At 34.0% G+C, this 19,694-nt stretch carries 11 protein-coding genes; 3 read left to right on the plus strand and 8 right to left on the minus strand.

The genetic code is table 11. The features are described from left to right. The first annotated feature begins 310 nt into the window (after positions 1-310). The 3 genes from BUR17_RS00770 to BUR17_RS00780 all read left to right on the plus strand — a co-directional run bounded on the left by BUR17_RS00770 (position 311) and on the right by BUR17_RS00780 (position 4,436). Positions 311-1,591 (plus strand): TIM barrel protein, encoded by a 1,281-nt coding sequence (locus BUR17_RS00770; RefSeq protein ID WP_074228109.1) that lies wholly within the window; start codon positions 311-313, stop codon positions 1,589-1,591. Between the two features lie 225 nt (positions 1,592-1,816). Continuing rightward, positions 1,817-3,202: an FGGY-family carbohydrate kinase gene (locus tag BUR17_RS00775; RefSeq protein WP_074228110.1), complete on the plus strand. Its 1,386-nt coding sequence runs from the start codon at positions 1,817-1,819 to the stop codon at positions 3,200-3,202. Positions 3,203-3,284: 82 nt separating this feature from the next. Further along, positions 3,285-4,436 (plus strand): alpha-hydroxy acid oxidase, encoded by a 1,152-nt coding sequence (locus BUR17_RS00780; protein WP_074228111.1) that lies wholly within the window; start codon positions 3,285-3,287, stop codon positions 4,434-4,436. 141 nt (positions 4,437-4,577) lie between these two features. Here the strand turns inward: BUR17_RS00780 and BUR17_RS00785 are convergent, their stop codons facing one another. The 8 genes from BUR17_RS00785 to BUR17_RS00820 form a co-directional block, all read right to left on the minus strand. Then, positions 4,578-5,306, minus strand: a complete 729-nt coding sequence (locus tag BUR17_RS00785) for a leucine-rich repeat domain-containing protein (RefSeq protein WP_074228112.1) — start codon at positions 5,304-5,306, stop codon at positions 4,578-4,580. Positions 5,307-5,456: 150 nt separating this feature from the next. Continuing rightward, the gene (locus tag BUR17_RS00790) at positions 5,457-5,900 is read right to left on the minus strand and encodes a nuclear transport factor 2 family protein (RefSeq protein ID WP_074228113.1); all 444 of its coding nucleotides are present in this window, start codon (positions 5,898-5,900) and stop codon (positions 5,457-5,459) included. Between the two features lie 112 nt (positions 5,901-6,012). After that, positions 6,013-7,059 carry a GntR family transcriptional regulator gene (locus BUR17_RS00795; RefSeq protein WP_074228114.1) on the minus strand — a complete coding sequence of 349 codons (1,047 nt, stop codon included), beginning with the start codon at positions 7,057-7,059 and terminating at the stop codon, positions 6,013-6,015. A 586-nt stretch (positions 7,060-7,645) separates the two neighbouring features. Beyond that, positions 7,646-9,781 (minus strand): hypothetical protein, encoded by a 2,136-nt coding sequence (locus tag BUR17_RS00800; protein ID WP_074228115.1) that lies wholly within the window; start codon positions 9,779-9,781, stop codon positions 7,646-7,648. A gap of 136 nt (positions 9,782-9,917) precedes the next feature. Beyond that, a complete protein-coding gene (locus BUR17_RS00805) occupies positions 9,918-13,526 on the minus strand; it encodes a DUF4450 domain-containing protein (protein WP_074228116.1) in 3,609 nt (1,202 codons plus the stop codon). 210 nt (positions 13,527-13,736) lie between these two features. Then, on the minus strand, positions 13,737-15,140 hold the full coding sequence (locus tag BUR17_RS00810) for a glycoside hydrolase family 28 protein (RefSeq protein ID WP_074228117.1): 1,404 nt from the start codon (positions 15,138-15,140) through the stop codon (positions 13,737-13,739). Between the two features lie 362 nt (positions 15,141-15,502). Further along, positions 15,503-16,567 carry a 3-oxoacyl-ACP synthase III family protein gene (locus BUR17_RS00815; RefSeq protein ID WP_074228118.1) on the minus strand — a complete coding sequence of 355 codons (1,065 nt, stop codon included), beginning with the start codon at positions 16,565-16,567 and terminating at the stop codon, positions 15,503-15,505. Positions 16,568-16,971: 404 nt separating this feature from the next. Further along, on the minus strand, positions 16,972-19,671 hold the full coding sequence (locus BUR17_RS00820) for a COG1470 family protein (RefSeq protein ID WP_143747499.1): 2,700 nt from the start codon (positions 19,669-19,671) through the stop codon (positions 16,972-16,974). Between the last annotated feature and the right edge of the window lie 23 nt (positions 19,672-19,694).

Consider the following 19,694-nt stretch of genomic DNA (forward strand, 5'->3'; position numbering starts at 1 on the left):
CTATCTGAGCTTGTCGAAGGATCTCTCCTCGCAAAAAGAGCTCCACTCAGGTCGGGCTGCGAGAAATCTAGGAACGGGATTCATCTGTTCAAAATAAAAAAAATAATTAGGAAGAGATAGATTCAAAAAGAGCCACAAAGTGGCGACATAAAATAGCATAGGGTGAAGCCCTATGAAGGAATAAATATTTAATACTAATTTTAATCAATCAATTCAACCTTGTCAAGGTTCGAAACCTTGACAAGGCTAATAAAAATCAAACAAAAATTCTTTTGTGACTTTTGTGGTTTAAACAAATAAAAATCAAACTATGATTATAGGAAAAGATATCATTGAACAATACAATAAAAACGAAGTCGAAAACTTTAATTCAGACTTTGATTTTCTTCAAAATAAATTAACAAAATCAGGTTCAAACGTTGCTGAAATCGTCAACAAAATTGCCGATTTCCAAGTGGCAATTCCAAGTTGGGCTTTAGGCGCTGGAGGAACCCGTTTCGGAAGATTTTCTTACGGTGGCGAACCATCTTCTTTAGAACAAAAGTTAGATGATGTAGGGTTAATTCACGCTTTAACGCATTCTGCAGGCGCTATTTCTCTTCATATTCCTTGGGATATTCCGACTGATGTGAAAGCGATCAAAGAAAAAGCAACATCTCACGGATTGATCTTTGATGCAATGAATTCAAACACATTTCAGGATCAACCGAATGCAAAACAATCGTATAAATTTGGTTCTTTAAATGCCACGAATGAAGACGCAAGAGCTTACGCAGTTGAACACAACAAAGAAGTCATCAGAATTGGAAAAGAATTAGATTCAAAAAGTTTAACTGTTTGGTTGGCAGATGGATCAAGTTTTCCAGGACAGTTGAATTTCCAGACTGCTTTGGCTAAAACTGAACAAAGTTTAAAAGAAATCTATTCAGATTTACCGGAAGACTGGAAATTGTTCATCGAATACAAACCATACGAACCGAATTTCTATTCAACAACCATCCAGGATTGGGGAACTTCCTTCATGTTGGCAAATGCTTGCGGAGACAGAGCGTATACTTTGGTAGATTTAGGCCATCATTTACCAAACTCAAACATTGAGCAAATCGTTGCAACCTTGATGTACAAAGGAAAATTAGGAGGTTTCCATTTCAACGACAGCAAATATGGAGACGACGATTTAACGGTAGGTTCTATTAAGCCTTATGCTTTGTTCTTGATCTTCAATGAATTGGTGTATGGAATGGAAAATAATCCAAACAATCCTTATCCGGCTTGGATGATCGATGCAAGTCATAACATCAAAGATCCTTTGGAAGATCTATTACAATCTTTGGAAGCGATATTAATAGCGTATGCAACCGCACTTTTGGTAGATCAGAAAGCGTTAAAAGAAGCACAGCAAAATAATGATGTTGTTTTGGCTCAGGATATTTTGCAGAACGCATACAGAACTGATGTTCGTCCGTTATTAAGAGCGGCGAGATTACAGACAGGGGCGGCTTTAGACCCGATCGCAACATACAGAAACCTTAAAGTAAGAGAGCAATTGATTTCCGAAAGAGGTTTAAATGTAAAAGCAACAGGATTATAAAATCTGTTTTAAATTTGATAATTTCAACTTTCAAGTGCAATTGAGAGTTTAATTATATGTATCCTTATATAGTTTCGTTAAGGGAAAAGTGTTTAGATTATTAAGTTTTTCTTATTGTCTAAACACTCCTTAATGATTTGTTTTTTATAATTAAAATAAACAACTTAGTGCTATTAATGAAAATATTTGCGCTATTTGTGTTTAAATAAATAATTCATCATAAGAATGTCCAAGAAGAAGGTAACCATAGTATTTGATATTGGAAAGACCAATAAAAAATTCTTTTTATTTGATAAAAATTATAAAGAAGTCGTTCGGGAATATACAGAATTACCGCTTACGACAGACGAAGACGGTTACCCAACTGAAGATCTTCCTGCATTGCAAAATTGGATCAAAGAAAACTTTAATGCTATTTTGGATGATGAAAATTTTGAAGTAAAAGCCATTAATTTTTCTACCTACGGAGCGAGTTTTGTGCATCTTGATCAGAAAGGAAATGTTCTTACGCCTTTGTACAACTATACAAAACCGATGGATCAGGATATTCTTGATTTATTCTACGAAAAACACGGCGGGAAATTAAAAATTGCCCGTGAAACAGCATCTCCACAAGCAGGAATGTTGAATTCGGGTTTGCAGTTGTTTTGGTTAAAATATAAACATCCGGAAGTTTTCAAAAAAATTCGTTACAGTTTACATTTACCACAATATTTATCGTATTTATTTACTGGGATTTGTGTTTCAGAATTTACGTCAATCGGTTGTCACACGAATCTTTGGGATTACGACAAAGCAGATTATCACGATTGGGTTTACGAAGAAGAAATTGATGCTTTATTACCTCCGATCGTTCCAACTTCTGCGAGTATCAATACGTCTTACAGAAATAAAAAAATTAAGATCGGTGTCGGTATTCACGACAGTTCATCAGCGCTATTGCCTTATATTTTAAGCAAGAAAGAACCTTTTTTATTACTTTCAACAGGAACATGGAGTATTTCTCTGAATCCTTTTAATGATGAAAGTTTAACAGACGAAGACATCGAAAATAACTGCCTGAACTATATGCGAATCGATGGGAAACGTGTGAAAGCATCACGTTTTTTCATGGGTAATGAATATAAAATTCAGGTCGAAAAACTCTGCGATTATTACGGAAAAGAATATGGTTTCCATAGAGAAGTACAATTTGACCAGGATCTGTATCTTCGTTTAATGAAACATAAAGCGGTTTATTTCCGTTTTGAAGGCATTATTTTAAAAAGAAAAATGATTACTGCAACAGATCTTAATTCATTCGAAACTTTTGAAGAAGCTTATCATCAGTTAATGATTGAATTGATGGATTTACAGATTCATACGATTAAAAATGCGATTGGAAATTCAGATATAAAAAATATTTACATTGATGGCGGATTTACAGACAATGATGTGTTTATGAAACTGATGTCGCATCATTTTCAGCATTACAATGTGATGTCTACTCATTCTCCGCTGGGTTCTGCATTGGGAGCTTCAATGGTAATTTCCAATAAAAAAATCGACGAAACTTTTTTACAGCAGCATTATCAGATGAAAGTGCTTCAGCCATTAATTTTAAATTATTAAATTTTGTTGTTGGTTGATAGTTGTCAGTTGATGGCAAAAACCTCAAAACCAACAACTATCAACCAACAACAAACAACCAATTATGTCGTTTCCATTTGATACCAATTACGCTTCTCTCGAATTACTTATTGAAAAAGCAAAAAAAAGAATGCCCCGTTTCGCTTTCGAATATTTGGATGGTGGATGTAATGAAAACATCAATCGAGACAGAAATACAAGCGAGCTAAGAGAAGTTTTGCTTCGTCCGCAATACCTGAACAATAATTATTCAGAAGCCAATATGGAAACTGAATTGTTCGGAAAGACTTATTCTGCACCTTTCGGAATTTCTCCTGTTGGTTTACAAGGATTAATGTGGCCCAATGCTCCCGAAATTTTAGCGAAAGCAGCTTTTAAACATAATATTCCTTTTATTTTAAGTACCGTAACAACAAGCAGTATCGAAAGAATTGCAGAATTAACCGAAGGAAAAGCTTGGTATCAATTGTATCATCCCAGAGAAGAATGGTTGCGTGATGATATTCTAGACCGTTGTGAAGCTTCTGGTTATGATGTACTCTGTGTTTTATCAGATGTTCCTACTTTTGGATACAGAGCAAAGGAAATCAGAAACGGTTTGGCAATGCCGCCGCAATTGAATTTCAGAAATGTTTCCCAGGCTTTAGCAAGGCCAGAATGGTGTCTGGAAATTTTGAAACATGGGGTTCCCAGTTTTAAAACGATGGAAAAATATATGGACAAAAATATGGGCGTAAAACAGCTGGGACAGTTCATGAATTCTACATTTTCCGGAAGATTAAATTCAGACAGAATCAAAGCAATTCGTGATAAATGGAAAGGGAAACTTGTCATTAAAGGCGTTGCTTCTGATGAAGATGCTGCAGAAGCAGTTCGGTTAGGTTTCGACGGAATGATTATTTCAAACCACGGCGGAAGACAATTGGATGCAGGAGAATCTACGATTTCTGTAGTTAAAGAAATCAGCGAAAAATATAAAGGTCAGATCAAGATCATGATGGATAGTGGCGTGAGAACCGGTCCTGATGTTGCTCGAGCTTTAAGCTGTGGCGCAGAGTTTACCTTTATGGGACGTACTTTTATGTATGCAGTCGGTGCTTTAGGCGAAAAAGGCGGCGATCATATTATTGAAATGCTTAAAATGCAATTCAGGCAGGTAATGGAGCAGGTCTGCTGTGATAAACCGGAAGATTTGCAGAAATTTAGAGTAAAGTAGATTTTGCTGGTAAACTGTGAGGCGAAGGATTTTGGTTTTGTGACGGTAGATGCGGGAAAAAAATATTTGGATTAAATACTAGATAATTTAGAAATGCTTGAGTAATAAAAGTTTCAAAATTTATCGATAGAGTGGTTTTATTTATTTTTGTAAATTATTTTGCAGTACAGGCGGAGGCGGAGAAATAGGAGAATAATTTTTTATTTGCTGATTGGTTCCTTTAACTTTGACATTCTTATCCATATATAGAATTTTCAAATCTAAATCTGGATTATTAGTAATATCAATTTCCTTAATTTGATTTCCGTCTATTGAAAATTGTATTAATTGTGGGTTTTTATAGAATTCTATTTTAGTAAGTTTATTATCATCAGCAGATAAATATTTTAATTTTGAAAATTGATTCAGTTCAATTTTATTTATTTTGTTATCCATAAAATTTAACATCTCAATATTTGGACAGTCTTTAATTGTTACTTCTTCTAAAAGGTTGAGACCAAATGCTAATTCTTTTAGTTTAGGCATATTTGAAATTTCTAGTTTTGTTAGTTTATTTCTTGCACAATATAATTTTTCAAGATGTAGAAAGTCTTTTAATTTGAGTGTTTTGATTTCATTTATTGTTAATGAAACACTTTTTAGATTTTTAAAAAATATTAGATCTTCAACATTAACTAAGTTTTCTTCCATTAAATCAAGACTATCAACTTTTGTAGCCTCATTAATCTCAATTTTTCCATTCTTATTAATGTCAATTTCTGGATACTTTTTTAGTATAACTTGTTCAAAATGAGGGTTTTTAAATTTTAAATCCTGAGAGTGTAAATTATTTGTGAGAAAAAGAATAAATATTAAAAGTAAATTTTTCATAATAAATTTCTAAGCATAGTGTTACGAATAATTATCAACAAATTTTAAAAGTTTGCAATAAATTTTAAAAATCTAAGATAAGCTAATTCGGAGTTCTTCAGCATGAGTAACAAATTATTAATCCGTATTTTCATACCAAAGTAGATTTATTTACTTTTTTTTCTCCGATTTCACAGCCTGTCTCGCCAGCAATTTCCAGTCTTTTTTAGCTTTCGTCCAAACCAGTAAAATATCCAAAGTCACATCTCCCGGAGCTTTTCCAAGATCAGCAGTCGTAGCATAAAAATGATGACGAACAATTGCCGTATTTCCAACGATACTGACGTTTTGATTAGTAATATCAATGGTTAAAAAATCAGATTTTTTGTTGACTAATTTTTCTACAAATTCTTTCGCATCATCAATATGCCCTCCTGAGTGTCCGTAAGTCAATTCCGGTACAATTAATGATTCCAACGCTGATTTTTCACCACTAATCATGGCTAATCTGAGTTTTTCTGCCGCATCTGTTATGGCTTGAGTATCATCTTTTTTCTGCCCGAAAACAGCAATTGCCATCAGAAAACTCATGGCAAAAATTAATTTATTGATCATTATTATAAAATATTGTTTGAAAAATTTAAAATTATTTTATTTAGTAACTATTTGTATTTTAGTTAATTAAAGTGTAATTCCTATCAACTATCAACTATCAACTATCAACCATTTACAAAGAATCCCTTTCAATATATTTAAATACATTATTCACCTGTTCTTTTTTGTTTTTTAGAACCATATAGGCTGCAGATTCTGCCATTGCTTTAAAGTCTGTCGTGATTACGGTAATTCCCAATAGTTCTTTCAAAGGAGTTTCGTTGTAGGAAATAATTCCGATGTCTTTTCCCAACTCAAGATTTTTTTGTCTGATTTGCTTCACCAAATTCACCAGATCACGCTCTCTGATGGTGATAAATATATCTTTATCCTGAAGTTCCATGTCGGGATAAATTTCATCCAAAATTTCATAATCCAGTTTAAAATCCTCACAAAACTTCTCAAAGCCACGTACAATACGGAAAGGATAGGGATGAATCGATTTATTCGGATAAACGAGAATGATTTTCTCGTATTTTTTTATTTTCTCTAAACCTTCCTTTAAAGCGTTGTAAATATCATGCTCGAAATCCTGAAAAATAGAACCGTATTCTCCTGAAATATTAGGTTTCGTATTATCAAGCATCAACAATTTATTCTTCGGGATTTTTTCAATCATTTCGATTGCGCCTTGCGTAGAACTGGTGTGTTTAGACTGCTCATCACGAAAATGGGGCATAATAACATAATAATCAAATCCACCGAGATTTTTTTGTAAAGCATTGATGAAAAGTGTTTCGTCACAATGATAAATATACATCTCAACATTCCCTTTGGTACCGATTGCATTGACGAAATAATTATAGATCATCATTTTATAAGTACTCGGTTTGTTGATCAGAAAGAAAATATTAATAATATCATTTTTATTGATACGCGAAATATAATATCCTTTACCTTTTACCGACTCAATAATTTGCCTTTTACGAAGCTCCTTGTAGGCTTTTTCTACAGTATCTCTCGACAGAAAACAAGATTCGCTAAGCTCATTGATAGAAGGTATTTTTTCTCCAATCTTGATTTGTCCGCCATCAATTCCGTTCAGAATAGAGTCTACAATCTGCTTGTATTTCGGAACTCTTGAGTTTTCATTAATGTTAATTTCTAGTGTTTCAGACATGATTTTCAGGTAGGAGATGGTACTTCAGTTAAAAAATATTCAGTCAAAGTGTTGATCAAATATGGAAGACAATTTACAAAAATTTACATTAACCGTTTTATTAATGAATTTAATATAGATTACAGCTTTAATTCATTGAATTATAAATATTTGTTTCTTTAATTTATGCAGTTTTCAATTGACGTGAAATTACCATTTTAGTTGGTCAGCTATAAAATTTTATTAAATATTTAAATTAAAAATAACTTTTCATAAATGTTCAGTTTGAATATTTTAAATTCATTTTTTGGATTTAAAGAGATTAAAATAAATACTCTAAAAATAACACGTCTGAATAAGATAAATAAGACGTCTAAGTTTTAAAAAAATGATGAGACATATTTCTGTAAAAAAGTATGCTCCGGAGGAGCAGTATCTGTGTAGAAAAGATTTTCAGAATAAATAGGGGAGTCCGTAGGACTGCTATCAAAAAAAACCTCAAAAAAATCGAATCAAATCGCTCAAACTCTAAAATGCTCAAACCCTCAGACACAAAAAAAGCCTGCCCTTTTCAGAACAGACTCCAATTAATATGAATGTGAAATTTTTAAGGCATCTTTTTAAATCCTTCCGCTTTTATTTTCCATGTTCCGTCTTTCGGGAAACCAGGAAATTCACCGGTAGAATTATCCCAACCTTCCAACATCATTGCAACAGTTGTTAAAACGCCACCATTTCCGGGAAGATAGATTCTCAACCTTCCATCCTGAAAATTATGACCATTTTTCAAATACGTATTGGTTTGAATATCCATAAATAAAGCATCCAATGCTTTGTTTGGAAGACCCAATCTCGCTGCGTTCATTGCGGTCATCGGGAAATCCCAACCCCAAGTGTGACTCCAGTTCCATCTTTCCCAAACGATATCCAATGTGCTTTTCATAATTTTTTTATCCAACTTTGGAGATTCGGGAACCATTCCTAAAGCACCCAAAACTGCAGGGTGATCGGTCATCCATTTTGGATAAGTGAAAGAATCTTTTGCAGATTCAGTAGATAAATAAACGCCATCCTGAACAGGAAGTGGTGCCAGTTTCGAGATTACATCATCCCATTTTTTATCTCTCGATTCGCCCAGTCTTTCTTTCCATTGCTGAGCAACTTTTAAAGCCCAATCCCAATACGCAACTTCATAAGTTGGATTGTAAGTATCTTTAGCAGGAAAAACTTCCTGTGCCGGAATTACACCTTTACCCAAATTGTAACGGTTTTTTTCTTTGTCAAAAGTCGCATAATCGGCCATAAATTCTGCTGTTTCGAATACTAGTTTTTTATACTTTTCCAACACTTTTTTGTCGTGATTGTTACGATATAAAAGTTCGGTCATATAAATCAAATGCGGTTGTTCCCAAATCAAAAATGCAGCAACAGAAGACGGACTTTCGTTACCCTCATTATCCGACATTTTAATCCAACGAACGCCTTTGTAGCCTTGTCTTTCAGCTAGTTTTTTTGCTTTTTCAAACGATCTGAAATAATAATCCAATTGTTTTTCTAAAATCTCCGGTCTTCCCCACAAAGCATAATGAACACCGTGCCACCAATGCATTTCTGTATGTGGTTTTCCGTACCAACTATTAAAGGTTAAACCCGTTTCCTGTGGTGGATTGCTTCCTCCACATTGTACTTTGGTTAAATATTCAGATAACACAACTCTGCGTTCCAGTTCGTTTGCTCTGGTGTCTGTACTTCCTTCAAAATCAACGGCAGCACCGCTTTCCCAAAAGTTTTTCCAACCCGAAATGCTTTCTTTTTCAGCATCACTAAATAAACTTTTTGAAGTCTTTTGATTTTTAGCTGAAAACTCAACAGTCAATTCAATCGTTTTGTTTTTTGAAGAAGGTTCGTAAACAAAATAATGTTTGCCAGCTTCGCTTAATTTCCCATCCGTAAAATATAGTTGCGTGAAATAATCGGCAGTCTGCAATTTATGTTCGATCAATCCCTGAGTTGAGTTGGATGAAATGATTTTTGTTGAATGTTTATCTGCGTTTCCATAAAAAGCTGCTTCATCCAAAAACTGTCCGCTCGGATAAGGATATTTTGCGAAAACCTTTAATCTCTTTTGGCTTATTAAATCAGACTCAATTTTAACCCCGATTTTATCTGAATTCTGGAAAGAAGCTGTCCAAACCTTTACAGGAGTTCCTTCTAATGAAAATTCACTCGTGATAATTCCTGTCCACAAATCAATTTTCTGATTGATATTTTGAATATCTGAAACTTGTGCTTTCTGACCATTCTTTTTAATCAGTTCAATCCCAATATTTCCCAGTTGCAAACGATGTTGATTTACACGAAAATAATCAACCGCTTTTTTGTTACGTTCTGGTTCTTTGATTTGAACGCTGTACAACGCTTTCCGGCCATCATTATTGAAATCGTATGGCTTTAAAGTCTCCTCAAATTTGAAATTTTCAGTATTTGGAAAACTGTTCCAGCCCCATTCTGATTGAGTTCCCAAAGAAACACCATTCTTATAATATTCTGGGAAAGACTGCATTCCGGTAATGTCAACCGTGTACGCAAATTTTCCGTTTCCAACCGTTAAAGTTGATAAAGTATCTGCTTTTACATTGACAATATTATGTCGCTGAACAACTTTTTTACGGTCGATTTTCTGTGCATTTAAGGATGAAAACCCAATGCAGAAAAGACTCAGATATATTGCAATTTTCTTCATTTTTAAATTTTTGTTTTATTCTTTCACGCTTGTCATTCTGAACGAAACAAAGTGCAGTGAAGAATCTTAATTTTCTAATAGATTCCTCGTTCCTCGGAATGACAAACCGCCAATTATATTTTATACTTAATTATCATTATCTCAAAACAGTCGCACTCATCATTCCAATCACTACATCATTGCTCACGGCCGTTAATTTTATTGATTTTAATTCTTTATTCGCATCAATCGGCAAATCCAAAATTGTTGCAGCACCGCCATCAACCTGACGATCTGTAAATCCTTTGATGCTTGAATATTTGCTCAACGTTCCGCCTTTGTACAATTCTCCCGTCTTTAGTTTTACCCGATAAGGAATTTTATCATCCGGAATCTCAAAAGCAAAATTATCATCAAACAAATCTTGCTCAATTGGCCACCAATTTGTCGGGTTTTTTAGCTCTAATTCCGAAGTTGAACCATCAATATATTGAACTATAATTGTTCCATTCACAATCTGCGACTGCATCGGATTCGTAGAACCTGCCATCAGAAAGTATATTTTCTTTCCTTTTCCATTTAAAGGAATTTCAATCGATTCTGGATAATTGTCCCACTGACTCGCAAAAGCTATATTTTTATCTGTTTTATCAATCAAAAAAGGAATTCCGAGGAAGTCAACTTTGCCATTTTTTCTCTTGTTCATCAATCCACTGTCATCAATTTGAGCGGTAATTAACGGATAACACCAGTTTCCGATTCCCTGCCAAGGAAGCTGTAGAGTAGGGACTTCTAATCTTGGCGAAAGATATTTCTGGTTGAAAATTTCAGTTACTTTTTCATTGTATTTTGAGGATAATGAAATATTGTTGAACTGCCCTTGATTTTCAATTTCCCAATCTATGATTTCAATATTTTGTTTAATTCCATTATATTCAAGGTCAATAGAATTGGTTCCTTTACTTAAATAGTTTAATGGAATTTCAATCAATGAGTTTTGATTTTTTTGAATACTAAAAGGTTTGTTTAAACCATTAACCGTCAGTTTTCCATTAATTGGATTAGATGATTTTGATTGAATCTGCAATTTTTTATTCACCCATTTTGTTTCCAATGGAAAACGGATGTCGACATTTACAGGTTGCCACCAAGTTGTCCCGTTTTGCTCAACTTGTACGAAAAAAGTTCCTTTGCTTTCTTCTTGGACTAAATTAAATTGATTCTTAACCACCCCGTCTTCTCCCTTTGGTCGAATCCACCCCTCCAGAGGAGGGGAATTTTTAATCAGTCCTTGTGGGTCGTAAACTTGTTTTATTTTCTTTTTTGAATCGAAATTTAATTGAAGGTTTTCAGAAATATAATTGATATAATCTGTCTGTTCGTTCTTCAATTCCTCTCCGGAATAATTGATTTCAATTTTAAAATCTTTTCCAGTTGGAGTTGTAAACTGAATTATTGGCTGTAAAATAGAATTGGGTTTAATTTTCCAATCCACATTTTTACCATTTACTTTTACCGATTTGATATTGGAATAATTCACAGGAATCTGCATTTCCAAAGCCACCTGATTTTGATATTTTGAGTTGAAAAAATATTCCGTTTTCTTTGAATTTCTTTTAAACTGATAATCCCAATCCAGAAGTTTCAATTCGGCAGAATTCCAATCTTTTGGGAATCCCGGCTTGATGCTGATTTTATTCTCCAACAAATTCGGATAAACTCCAAAAAGCCCCTCTGTTAAAGTTCTCGAAGCGACACCAATCGGGTCTGCAAAATCTCTGTACAATTCTCCACGAAAAGCATCATAATGAGAAAGCTGTTCAAAATTCCCCGGACTGATGCCATAATACATCGATTCAACCAAATTTCCTTTCCAAAGTTGGTACGCATCTTCGTTTCTTCCGGCTTGCCAATACGCCAAAGCGGTCTGTAAATTTTCTGCCAAAGCTACATTGTTAATCGACCAATCGTAAGGTTGCCAATTTGTAGTTGCTAACGTAAAATAGTCTTTATTGTCTGCACCTTTTATCGTAATCGGAATTTTAGGTGTATGATTATTAATGTATTGTAAGTTCTGATAATCCTCAAATTCATTTAAAATAAAAGCATCCGAAACGTGGTAAATCGACCAGATTCCCGGCTTATCGTGAACGATTTGATTACCTAAAGCATCTTTGTATTCAGAAAAATACCCTTTGTTTTTAATCCAAAGTTCATTTTTCATTGCCTTTAAAATCGCATCGGCTTCCTGTTCGTAAGGTTGGGGATTTTCACCAATTATCTTCGCCAGTTTAGACATTTCACGATTAGCTCTGTAATTATATGCCGAAGTATGCGTCACTTTTCCACCCGAATATTGCAGCGCATCACTCGCCCAAATCGCAGCATACGCATCGTATAAATCGCCACGTTTGAAATTCCGCTTTTCCCAATCCATGTGACGAACCATCGTTGGCCACATTTTTTTCAGAAATTCTTTGTCTCCTGTGTAATTGAAATGCGAAAACATCTGGTCAAAAAATACCAGATTCATATCGTAATGATGCGGTTTTGAATTGTCGTTCGGGTTTCTGGAAATATACCCGCTTGAAAAAACAGAAGTTCCCATTTTTTCCGCACTTCTTGCCAAATGTAGTAAAGTATCCATTTCTACAGGTGCAGAATTGGGTTTTAAAACCTGTGAATTGGTGTAACTTTCAAAATGCTCTTTCGCTCGGTCGTGCCAACTCAAAGCATTGGCTGTGTAAGCTCCTCTCCAAGCATTCAGTCGCATTCTCCAAGCAACCGCACCGTGAAGGAAGGTCGGACTTTCCCAAATTCCGTCTGCGGCAACGGCTAAATTGGCTCCGAAGTTATTTAAATCTGCATCCGGAGTTTTGAGCTGAATTCGATTCGTTAATGTTAAACGAGCTTTTTCAGCTTTATCAAATATGTTTTTCAACTCTTCATCCGAAAAGTTTTTAGCTGATTTTCCTTTCGAAACCTGTATATAACTCGGTTGTTTTTGCGAAGAATAAGTAGCGTAAATAATCGGTGATTTATCTATTTTGTTTTGAGTAAAAGAAGACAGGTTTTCTAATGTTTTTGCATCAGTCATCTGTAAAAAAGGAACATTTGAAAAGTTCCCATTGACGATTTGAATTTCTTTTTTCTTATTTAAATAATTCAACTGAAACTGATTCTTTAATGCCTGAAACTGATTGTTCAGACAATATTCAGGTAACAGATAAAATCCGGATTCCGGGTCTGCACCGATGTCGCCATTTCTGCTGAAAGTCGTTCCGCTTGCTCCGCCATAAATTGCATAGATCTTTGTGGAAGAATCTACATTTGCAGTTTCCATTTTTAAAACCAAACCTTCTTCTTTAGCCTGAGCCAAAACGGTTAGTTTTAAACTACCTGTTCCAAGAATCGGGTCTTTGATTTCATACAACATTGAACCGGGGCGATAACGAGTTTCAATTTTATCAGCCTCAATTAATTTTTTAGTTGAATTCCCTTTCTGAATAACGAACTGAAGATTTCCGCCCATTCCCGGAAGATATAATGCAAATTCCGGCAAATCTCCCGCTTCAACTCTCGATGCACGATTATCTCCGTACAACGCACGGTTGAAACGATATTTTCCATTGACTAATAAAAAATCGCCTTTGTCTTCTTTGTAATGCAATTCACGTTCTTTGTTCTGCCAATGTTTCGACTGGGCAAAAGAATGGGAGAGTGTAGACAATACAAGCAGTCCGGCAAGTAGGGTTGTTTTTCGCATTTTATTTTTTGTAGTTGAGAACACTAAGTTCACGGAGTTTTTATCCTAATTATTCTAATAATTTTAGTCTCACAAAGCCGCTTCGCTTAAAAAAGCATTATAAGTTTTTACAAGTAATCTTAGTATAAGCGAAGCGGCTTTGTGGACTTTTGAGCAATATAATTTAAAAACATTGTGCACTTTGTGTTCATTGATAGAGAATCTGAATTACTACGGCTTTAACTCGGTTAAAGGCTGTCCGTTAACGGTTACATTTTTCAATGTCACGTTTTTCAGATAATCTACTTTGTAAGGAATCTGAACGCCAACCATTTTAGCATTAATCATTGTGAAATCTGTTACAGGAGAAGATTCGTAAGCATCAGAAAATACGGCATATTTGCCGCCTTTATCAACGGTTAAATTTTCAACCCAGATATTTCTGATGGTCGGAATATGATTTCCCGGTTTTTCATAATGCATATTAAAACGCACAGCCGCTTCTTTATAAGCACCGACCTTAGTATTGTAGAAAAATACATTTTCGATGGTTCCGCCACGGCTTGAACTGGTTTTAATTCTTAAAGCACGATCAAGATTTTTGCTGTCCATTACATTTCCGATAGCATAAATATTTTTTGCGCCACCTGCAATTTCACTTCCGATGACTACACCGCCGTGACCATCTTTCATTTCGCAGTTTTCGATGATGTGATTTTCAGCTGGTCTTCCAATATCTCTTCCATCTTCATCTCTTCCTGATTTAATGGCAATACAATCGTCTCCTGTATCGAAATAAGAATCTTTAATCCATACATTTTTACACGCTTCCGGATCAAAACCGTCATTATTTGGTCCGTGACTGATTACTTTTACTCTTTCAATCAAAACATTTTCACACAAAACAGGATTCAAATTCCACATTGGAGAATTTTTTACCAAAACATCCGCCATATAAAAGTTTTTAGACTTGTAAGGCTGAACGAAATTAGGTCTCAAATAATAACCATCACCAAAAATTCTTTCTCTTGCAGGTTTTCTTTGTGCCATATATTCATGAAGTTTTGCTCGAGCTGGATTTTGTCTGCCTGGACGAGAGGTGTTGTAGCCATATTTTGTTGCGCCACACCAAAACCACCAATTGTCATTATCCGAATTTCCGTCTAAAGTACCTTTTCCAGTAACGGCGATATTTTCTTCTTCATAAGCATAAATTAAAGATGAATAATTCATACATTCCATACCTTCCCAACGTGTGAAAACGATAGGGTAGTCGTTGCTGTCCTGACTGAATAAAATCGTAGAACCGTCACTTAAATGTAAATTGACATTAGATTCTAAATAAATGGCTCCTGTTAAGAAAATTCCGTTTGGAACAACAACTCTTCCGCCACCTTCTGCACTGCATTTCTCAATCGCTTTTTTGAAAGCTTCTGTATTTTTTGTTTTTCCATCGCCAACTGCTCCGTAATCGGTAATCAGGTAATCAACTTTTCTGAACTCTGGTTTTTTGATCTGCTTTTTTAAAGCTTTAATTTCTTTTAAAGGTTGTTTTGCAGAAGTCCAAGGTTTATACTGAGCTGAAGTTTGAACCGATAATAGGAGTACAAAAAGGAGTAAAACATATTTTTTCATAATTCTAAAGAATTGTAAGTTTTTAAGAAGGCTGGTTTTCTTTTCTAATCGCAATCTAAAATAATTGAATCTAAAAATTATCCTGCACTGTCCGTTTCTTTAATTTTTTTCAATCATTTTAGTATGTAAACGATTGCATATTGTCAATATTACAAATTATTTAAACATAAATAAGACAAATATTTATTTAATAACGCCTTAGAATAAAATAAACAGAGACATTTAATTTCTTTTCGAAAAGCAAAAAATTGAAAATGAAAAAAGGGAAATTTTCTGAAAATTAGAAACAAAAAAAGAGAAATAAGCATATTATTTCTCTTTATATTTTAAAAATATTGTAAAGTTTAAAGTTGATTTACCTTTTAAAACTTATAAACAAATGCGTTAATATTCATTCCTGCACCCACCGATGCAAATAAAACGATGTCATCTTTTTTGATGGTATGTGAAGGCAACTCGTTATTTAAAATCATAGTTAATAGTGAAGGTATTGTTGCAACACTGCTGTTTCCGAGCTTACTGATTACCATCGGCATAATATCTGCTGGAGGAGGAGTGTCGTATAACTGATAGAATCGGTTGACAATTGCCTCATCCATCTTTTCGTTTGCCTGATGAATAATTATTTTATCTAGCTGATCTATTGAATACCCACTTTGATCGAGACATTTTTTCATTGCTTCTGGAACATTCACAAGGGCAAATTCGTAGATTTTTCTGCCATCCATTTTGATGTATCGAGTATCCTGACAATTATCGTTGTTGTAAGATTTACCGAAGTTCAGAAAATCTTTCTCTTTTAGTGTGAAAGAAGCTGATACATGAGATTTTATCCCCGAATCGTCATCATCTTCATTGGCTTCCAAAATTACCGCTCCTGCTCCGTCTGCATAAATCATGCTGTCTCTGTCATGAGGATCTGTAACACGAGAAAGCGTTTCTGCTCCAATAACCAAGCATCTTTTAGCTATACCAGATTTGATAAATGCATTGGCCTGAATGACTCCTTCAATCCACCCCGGACATCCAAACAATAAATCGTAACCAACACAGAAATTATTTTTGATTTGCAATAAATGTTTTACTCTAGACGCAAGACTAGGTACAGCATCTGACTGTATGGTGCCAGATTTTATATCGCCAAAATTATGAGCGAAAATAATATAATCTAAAGTTTCAGGATCGATCTTTGAGTTTTCTATTGCATTCTTAGCCGCAATAAATCCTAAATCAGAAGTTACCTGATCATTGCTTGCATATCTTCTTTCCTCAATTCCTGTGATTTTTTTTAATTTACTGGTAATTACGGAATTTTCTTCCTTTAAATTTTCGCCCTGTTCATTAAGGAAAATATGCTTATCGAAAAACAGATTGGTAATGGTTTCTGATGGTATGTAGTTTCCTACACCTATTATTTTACTTTTCATATTGCGGGAATCTCATTGTTGAGATTCAATAAAATATTATGAATAATTAATATTTTTATACTAAAGGTAGTTTTTTTGTGGCGAAAGATACTATAAAAAATAATTTATTACAATGATTTAACATTCGATACATACAAAAATACGGAACCGAATAAAGTAATCTATAACAATAGTTTAACCTTATAAACCTCATAAATAACTGGATGAAAATAAACTAAGCATTTCAAAAAGGTTTTCAATCTTTAAAATTGATGTTATTTTTTTTTATTTTAAAATATTTAATTTTAAGTAAATTTTATTTTTTTAATACTCGTGCAGCTTATTTTCTGCAAAATCTTAAAAAAAGTTTTTTCTCTTTTATTAAAAATGAAAAATTTAAATAAAGGATTTGGAAGAGTAAAATGTTAATTACTGAAAGTTTTTTTATTTATTTTTTTCTCTCTTACTTTAATAACGAAGTCAGGAACAACCACAATTTCTCCAGCTTTTATATTAATATCAAAGCTTTTTGTTTCGCAATATGTATTGGCGGGAAGCGTAGATTCATCAATGATAATTGTATAGTTACCTGTTGGTAAAAATGAGTTGAATTTTCCTTCGTCGTCACTTCCGATTCTTTGGATAACATTGTTTTGCTTAATGATTTGAAATGCCACTGAAGATGCTCTGTGCTCGAAATCAACTGCTACTCTTGAGTTATAATCAAAAAATATTTTGCCCTGAAGTGTTCCGTTCTGATGAAGCGGAATATTTAAAGGGAATGAATAAGAATCTACATTAAAATCATACTCATCATAATACCAACCTTGCTGAGTAAACTGTTTCAGTCTGTATTTTCCGAAAGGTACATTTTTGTAAGTTGCCCTTCCGTCTGCTGTAGTTTTAAGAGCTACATTATTGATATTTACAATATAATCGTTTGCGGTTTTCTCTCCTAAATCAAAAATGTTGTTGTTGTTTTCATCATAAAAAGCAAGCACCTGAATTTTTCCCTTCTTGTCGGGACTTAATACAGCATTTCTTAAGTTTAAAGTTAAACCAAGTTCAAATGTCAGAATATTATTAGCCAAAACTCCTACCGAATAATTGTACCATGAAGAGTTCAGAAATATACCGAAATTTTTACTGTTATACTTTGCATTTACAAAGGCAGAAGGCGATTTTCCATAGATAATATCATCTACGTAAGATAATCCTGTACTCAGGTTGAATTTGTCTTTGATGAAGCTGTTGTTATAGAAAAGTGAAACTGTAAGTCTTTTATAATCATTGTCTTCTGATGCTAAATGAGAGAATGCATATTCAGACAAGTAATAACTTCCGGATTGGTAAATCGCATTGATATTGAAGTTTTTAAAACTGTAATTTCCATTCAGTTTCATTTGGAATTTTTGATCGTCAGAAAGCGGATATTTTACAATTCCTGTTTCAAATGCAAATACTGCAGATTGTCTTGTTTTGTAATCTGACCATGAAATTTGTTCTACAATTCTATGTGCCGTAAGATCGCGCAATTCACTATCTTCCCAAGTTCCAAAGAAATTGTTGTAGCTGTTTGAGTTTTCATTCTGAAACTGATAAAAAAGCCCAAAACTAATGTTTTTTACTCTCGGAAATTTAGTTCCCAACTCAATTCTTGTGTTTTCAGAAACCTGTGGTCGGTCCAAAAAGTAATATTTTGGCGAAAAATTAGAGAATATAGCGTTACCGAAAAAGTTGTAATTTTTGTAATTCTTTGAAATATTCTGCTGCAACTGTATACTTCCACGTCTATTTCCCGGATAATATCCTGAGCTGAAAAAGTAGTTTCCGCTAAGATTATAATCTTTAATAGCTCCAATATAATTAGATTCAGCAGAGAAGGAAGGTTTTATAAGATCCTGAGTTTCGTAAGAACTTAAACCTGCATTTACCTTTGCATTCATGCTCCATACTTTATCAAAAGCATAATTGGCTTCTGTTCCCAAAATACTGTGCTTACTTTTTTCAAAAGGATCGTAACGGTAAATATATGCTGCCGAAATATTTCTTGAACTGTTGTTGGCGTTAAGTGTTCCTTTTGTGAAGAAACCGTAACCGTTTTTTAAAAAGCTGTTTTTTTCAATAAGATTAAAATTCTGATCAATAAACCCGACCTCCAATTTTTTGTCTTTTCCGAAAGTATGGCTGTATTCTACACCTCTTCCTACCAAAGTCATTTCTAAAAGCTTATTAACGCTTCCAATGGTATATTGATCCTTACCTTGCTGAAGAACAATATTCGTATTGGTTACCAAAGGTTGTGGCTGACTGTCGAGAAGTGCGATATTTCCTCTCATAAATAGAAACCCGGTAGGCAAATTGAAACCACCCGAACCAATTAGCTGATACATATCGATATTATCTCCTACCTTTCTGTAAGAAGCTGTAATCTGATTTTTTGTTTCTTCGGCAAAATTATTGAACTGCGGATCCTGATATTTCTGAACACTGGAAATATTCTGCACAAAAACAGTAGCGGAATTAAATATTTCTTTGTCAGGATTTCTAAAACCAGATACACTTATTGAAAAATTTGATAATCTGGATAAACCTTTTGAAGGCTGATAAGTAAATGTAAAAGTAGAATCTTTTTTTACATTAATGACAGCTTGTTGCTCCAAAAACTGATTTCCATTTTCAGGATCAGGGATTTTGCAAACCAGGGTAATATCCTGAGAAATATTTCCCGAGTTGCTTACTCTCACTTTAACGGATATAGTTTCTTGGCTGGAAGATCTGTAAATAGGAGCGTTTAAGACTGTTAAACTGAGGTCATTATTAATCTCAATAACATGTTCTTTGATTCTTTCTGCAATCAAAATTCCAAGCTGATCGAGTAAGCGGACTTGTATAGGTGAAGATCCTGCTTTAGCATCAGACTCTATAATAACTCTTACAGGTAAATATTTTTTTTCGTTGGGCTTAAGTTCTATCACTGGTTCTTCACCAGAGATAATTTTAAATCCTTTCGGACATACAAACTGCAGTTTTCCGCTGAAATTATTAGAATTTAAATTTTGAATAACTACAACAAGATTTAAAAGTCTGGAACGTGATGGCGAACTTTCTTGTTCTATTTCCATCGTTATATTCGATTCAGTTTTTT

Origin of the sequence: Chryseobacterium scophthalmum, from assembly GCF_900143185.1 — a bacterium.
GTDB classification, from domain to species: Bacteria; Bacteroidota; Bacteroidia; order Flavobacteriales; family Weeksellaceae; genus Chryseobacterium; species Chryseobacterium scophthalmum.

Excerpts from the sequence above, each read along its gene's own strand:
- BUR17_RS00770 (WP_074228109.1), top strand. The coding sequence starts at position 311 with ATGATTATAGGAAAAGATATCATTGAACAATACAATAAAAACGAAGTC.
- BUR17_RS00775 (WP_074228110.1), top strand. The coding sequence starts at position 1,817 with ATGTCCAAGAAGAAGGTAACCATAGTATTTGATATTGGAAAGACCAAT.
- BUR17_RS00780 (WP_074228111.1), top strand. The coding sequence starts at position 3,285 with ATGTCGTTTCCATTTGATACCAATTACGCTTCTCTCGAATTACTTATT.
- BUR17_RS00785 (WP_074228112.1), bottom strand. The coding sequence starts at position 5,306 with ATGAAAAATTTACTTTTAATATTTATTCTTTTTCTCACAAATAATTTA.
- BUR17_RS00790 (WP_074228113.1), bottom strand. The coding sequence starts at position 5,900 with ATGATCAATAAATTAATTTTTGCCATGAGTTTTCTGATGGCAATTGCT.
- BUR17_RS00795 (WP_074228114.1), bottom strand. The coding sequence starts at position 7,059 with ATGTCTGAAACACTAGAAATTAACATTAATGAAAACTCAAGAGTTCCG.
- BUR17_RS00800 (WP_074228115.1), bottom strand. The coding sequence starts at position 9,781 with ATGAAGAAAATTGCAATATATCTGAGTCTTTTCTGCATTGGGTTTTCA.
- BUR17_RS00805 (WP_074228116.1), bottom strand. The coding sequence starts at position 13,526 with ATGCGAAAAACAACCCTACTTGCCGGACTGCTTGTATTGTCTACACTC.
- BUR17_RS00810 (WP_074228117.1), bottom strand. The coding sequence starts at position 15,140 with ATGAAAAAATATGTTTTACTCCTTTTTGTACTCCTATTATCGGTTCAA.
- BUR17_RS00815 (WP_074228118.1), bottom strand. The coding sequence starts at position 16,567 with ATGAAAAGTAAAATAATAGGTGTAGGAAACTACATACCATCAGAAACC.
- BUR17_RS00820 (WP_143747499.1), bottom strand. The coding sequence starts at position 19,671 with ATGGAAATAGAACAAGAAAGTTCGCCATCACGTTCCAGACTTTTAAAT.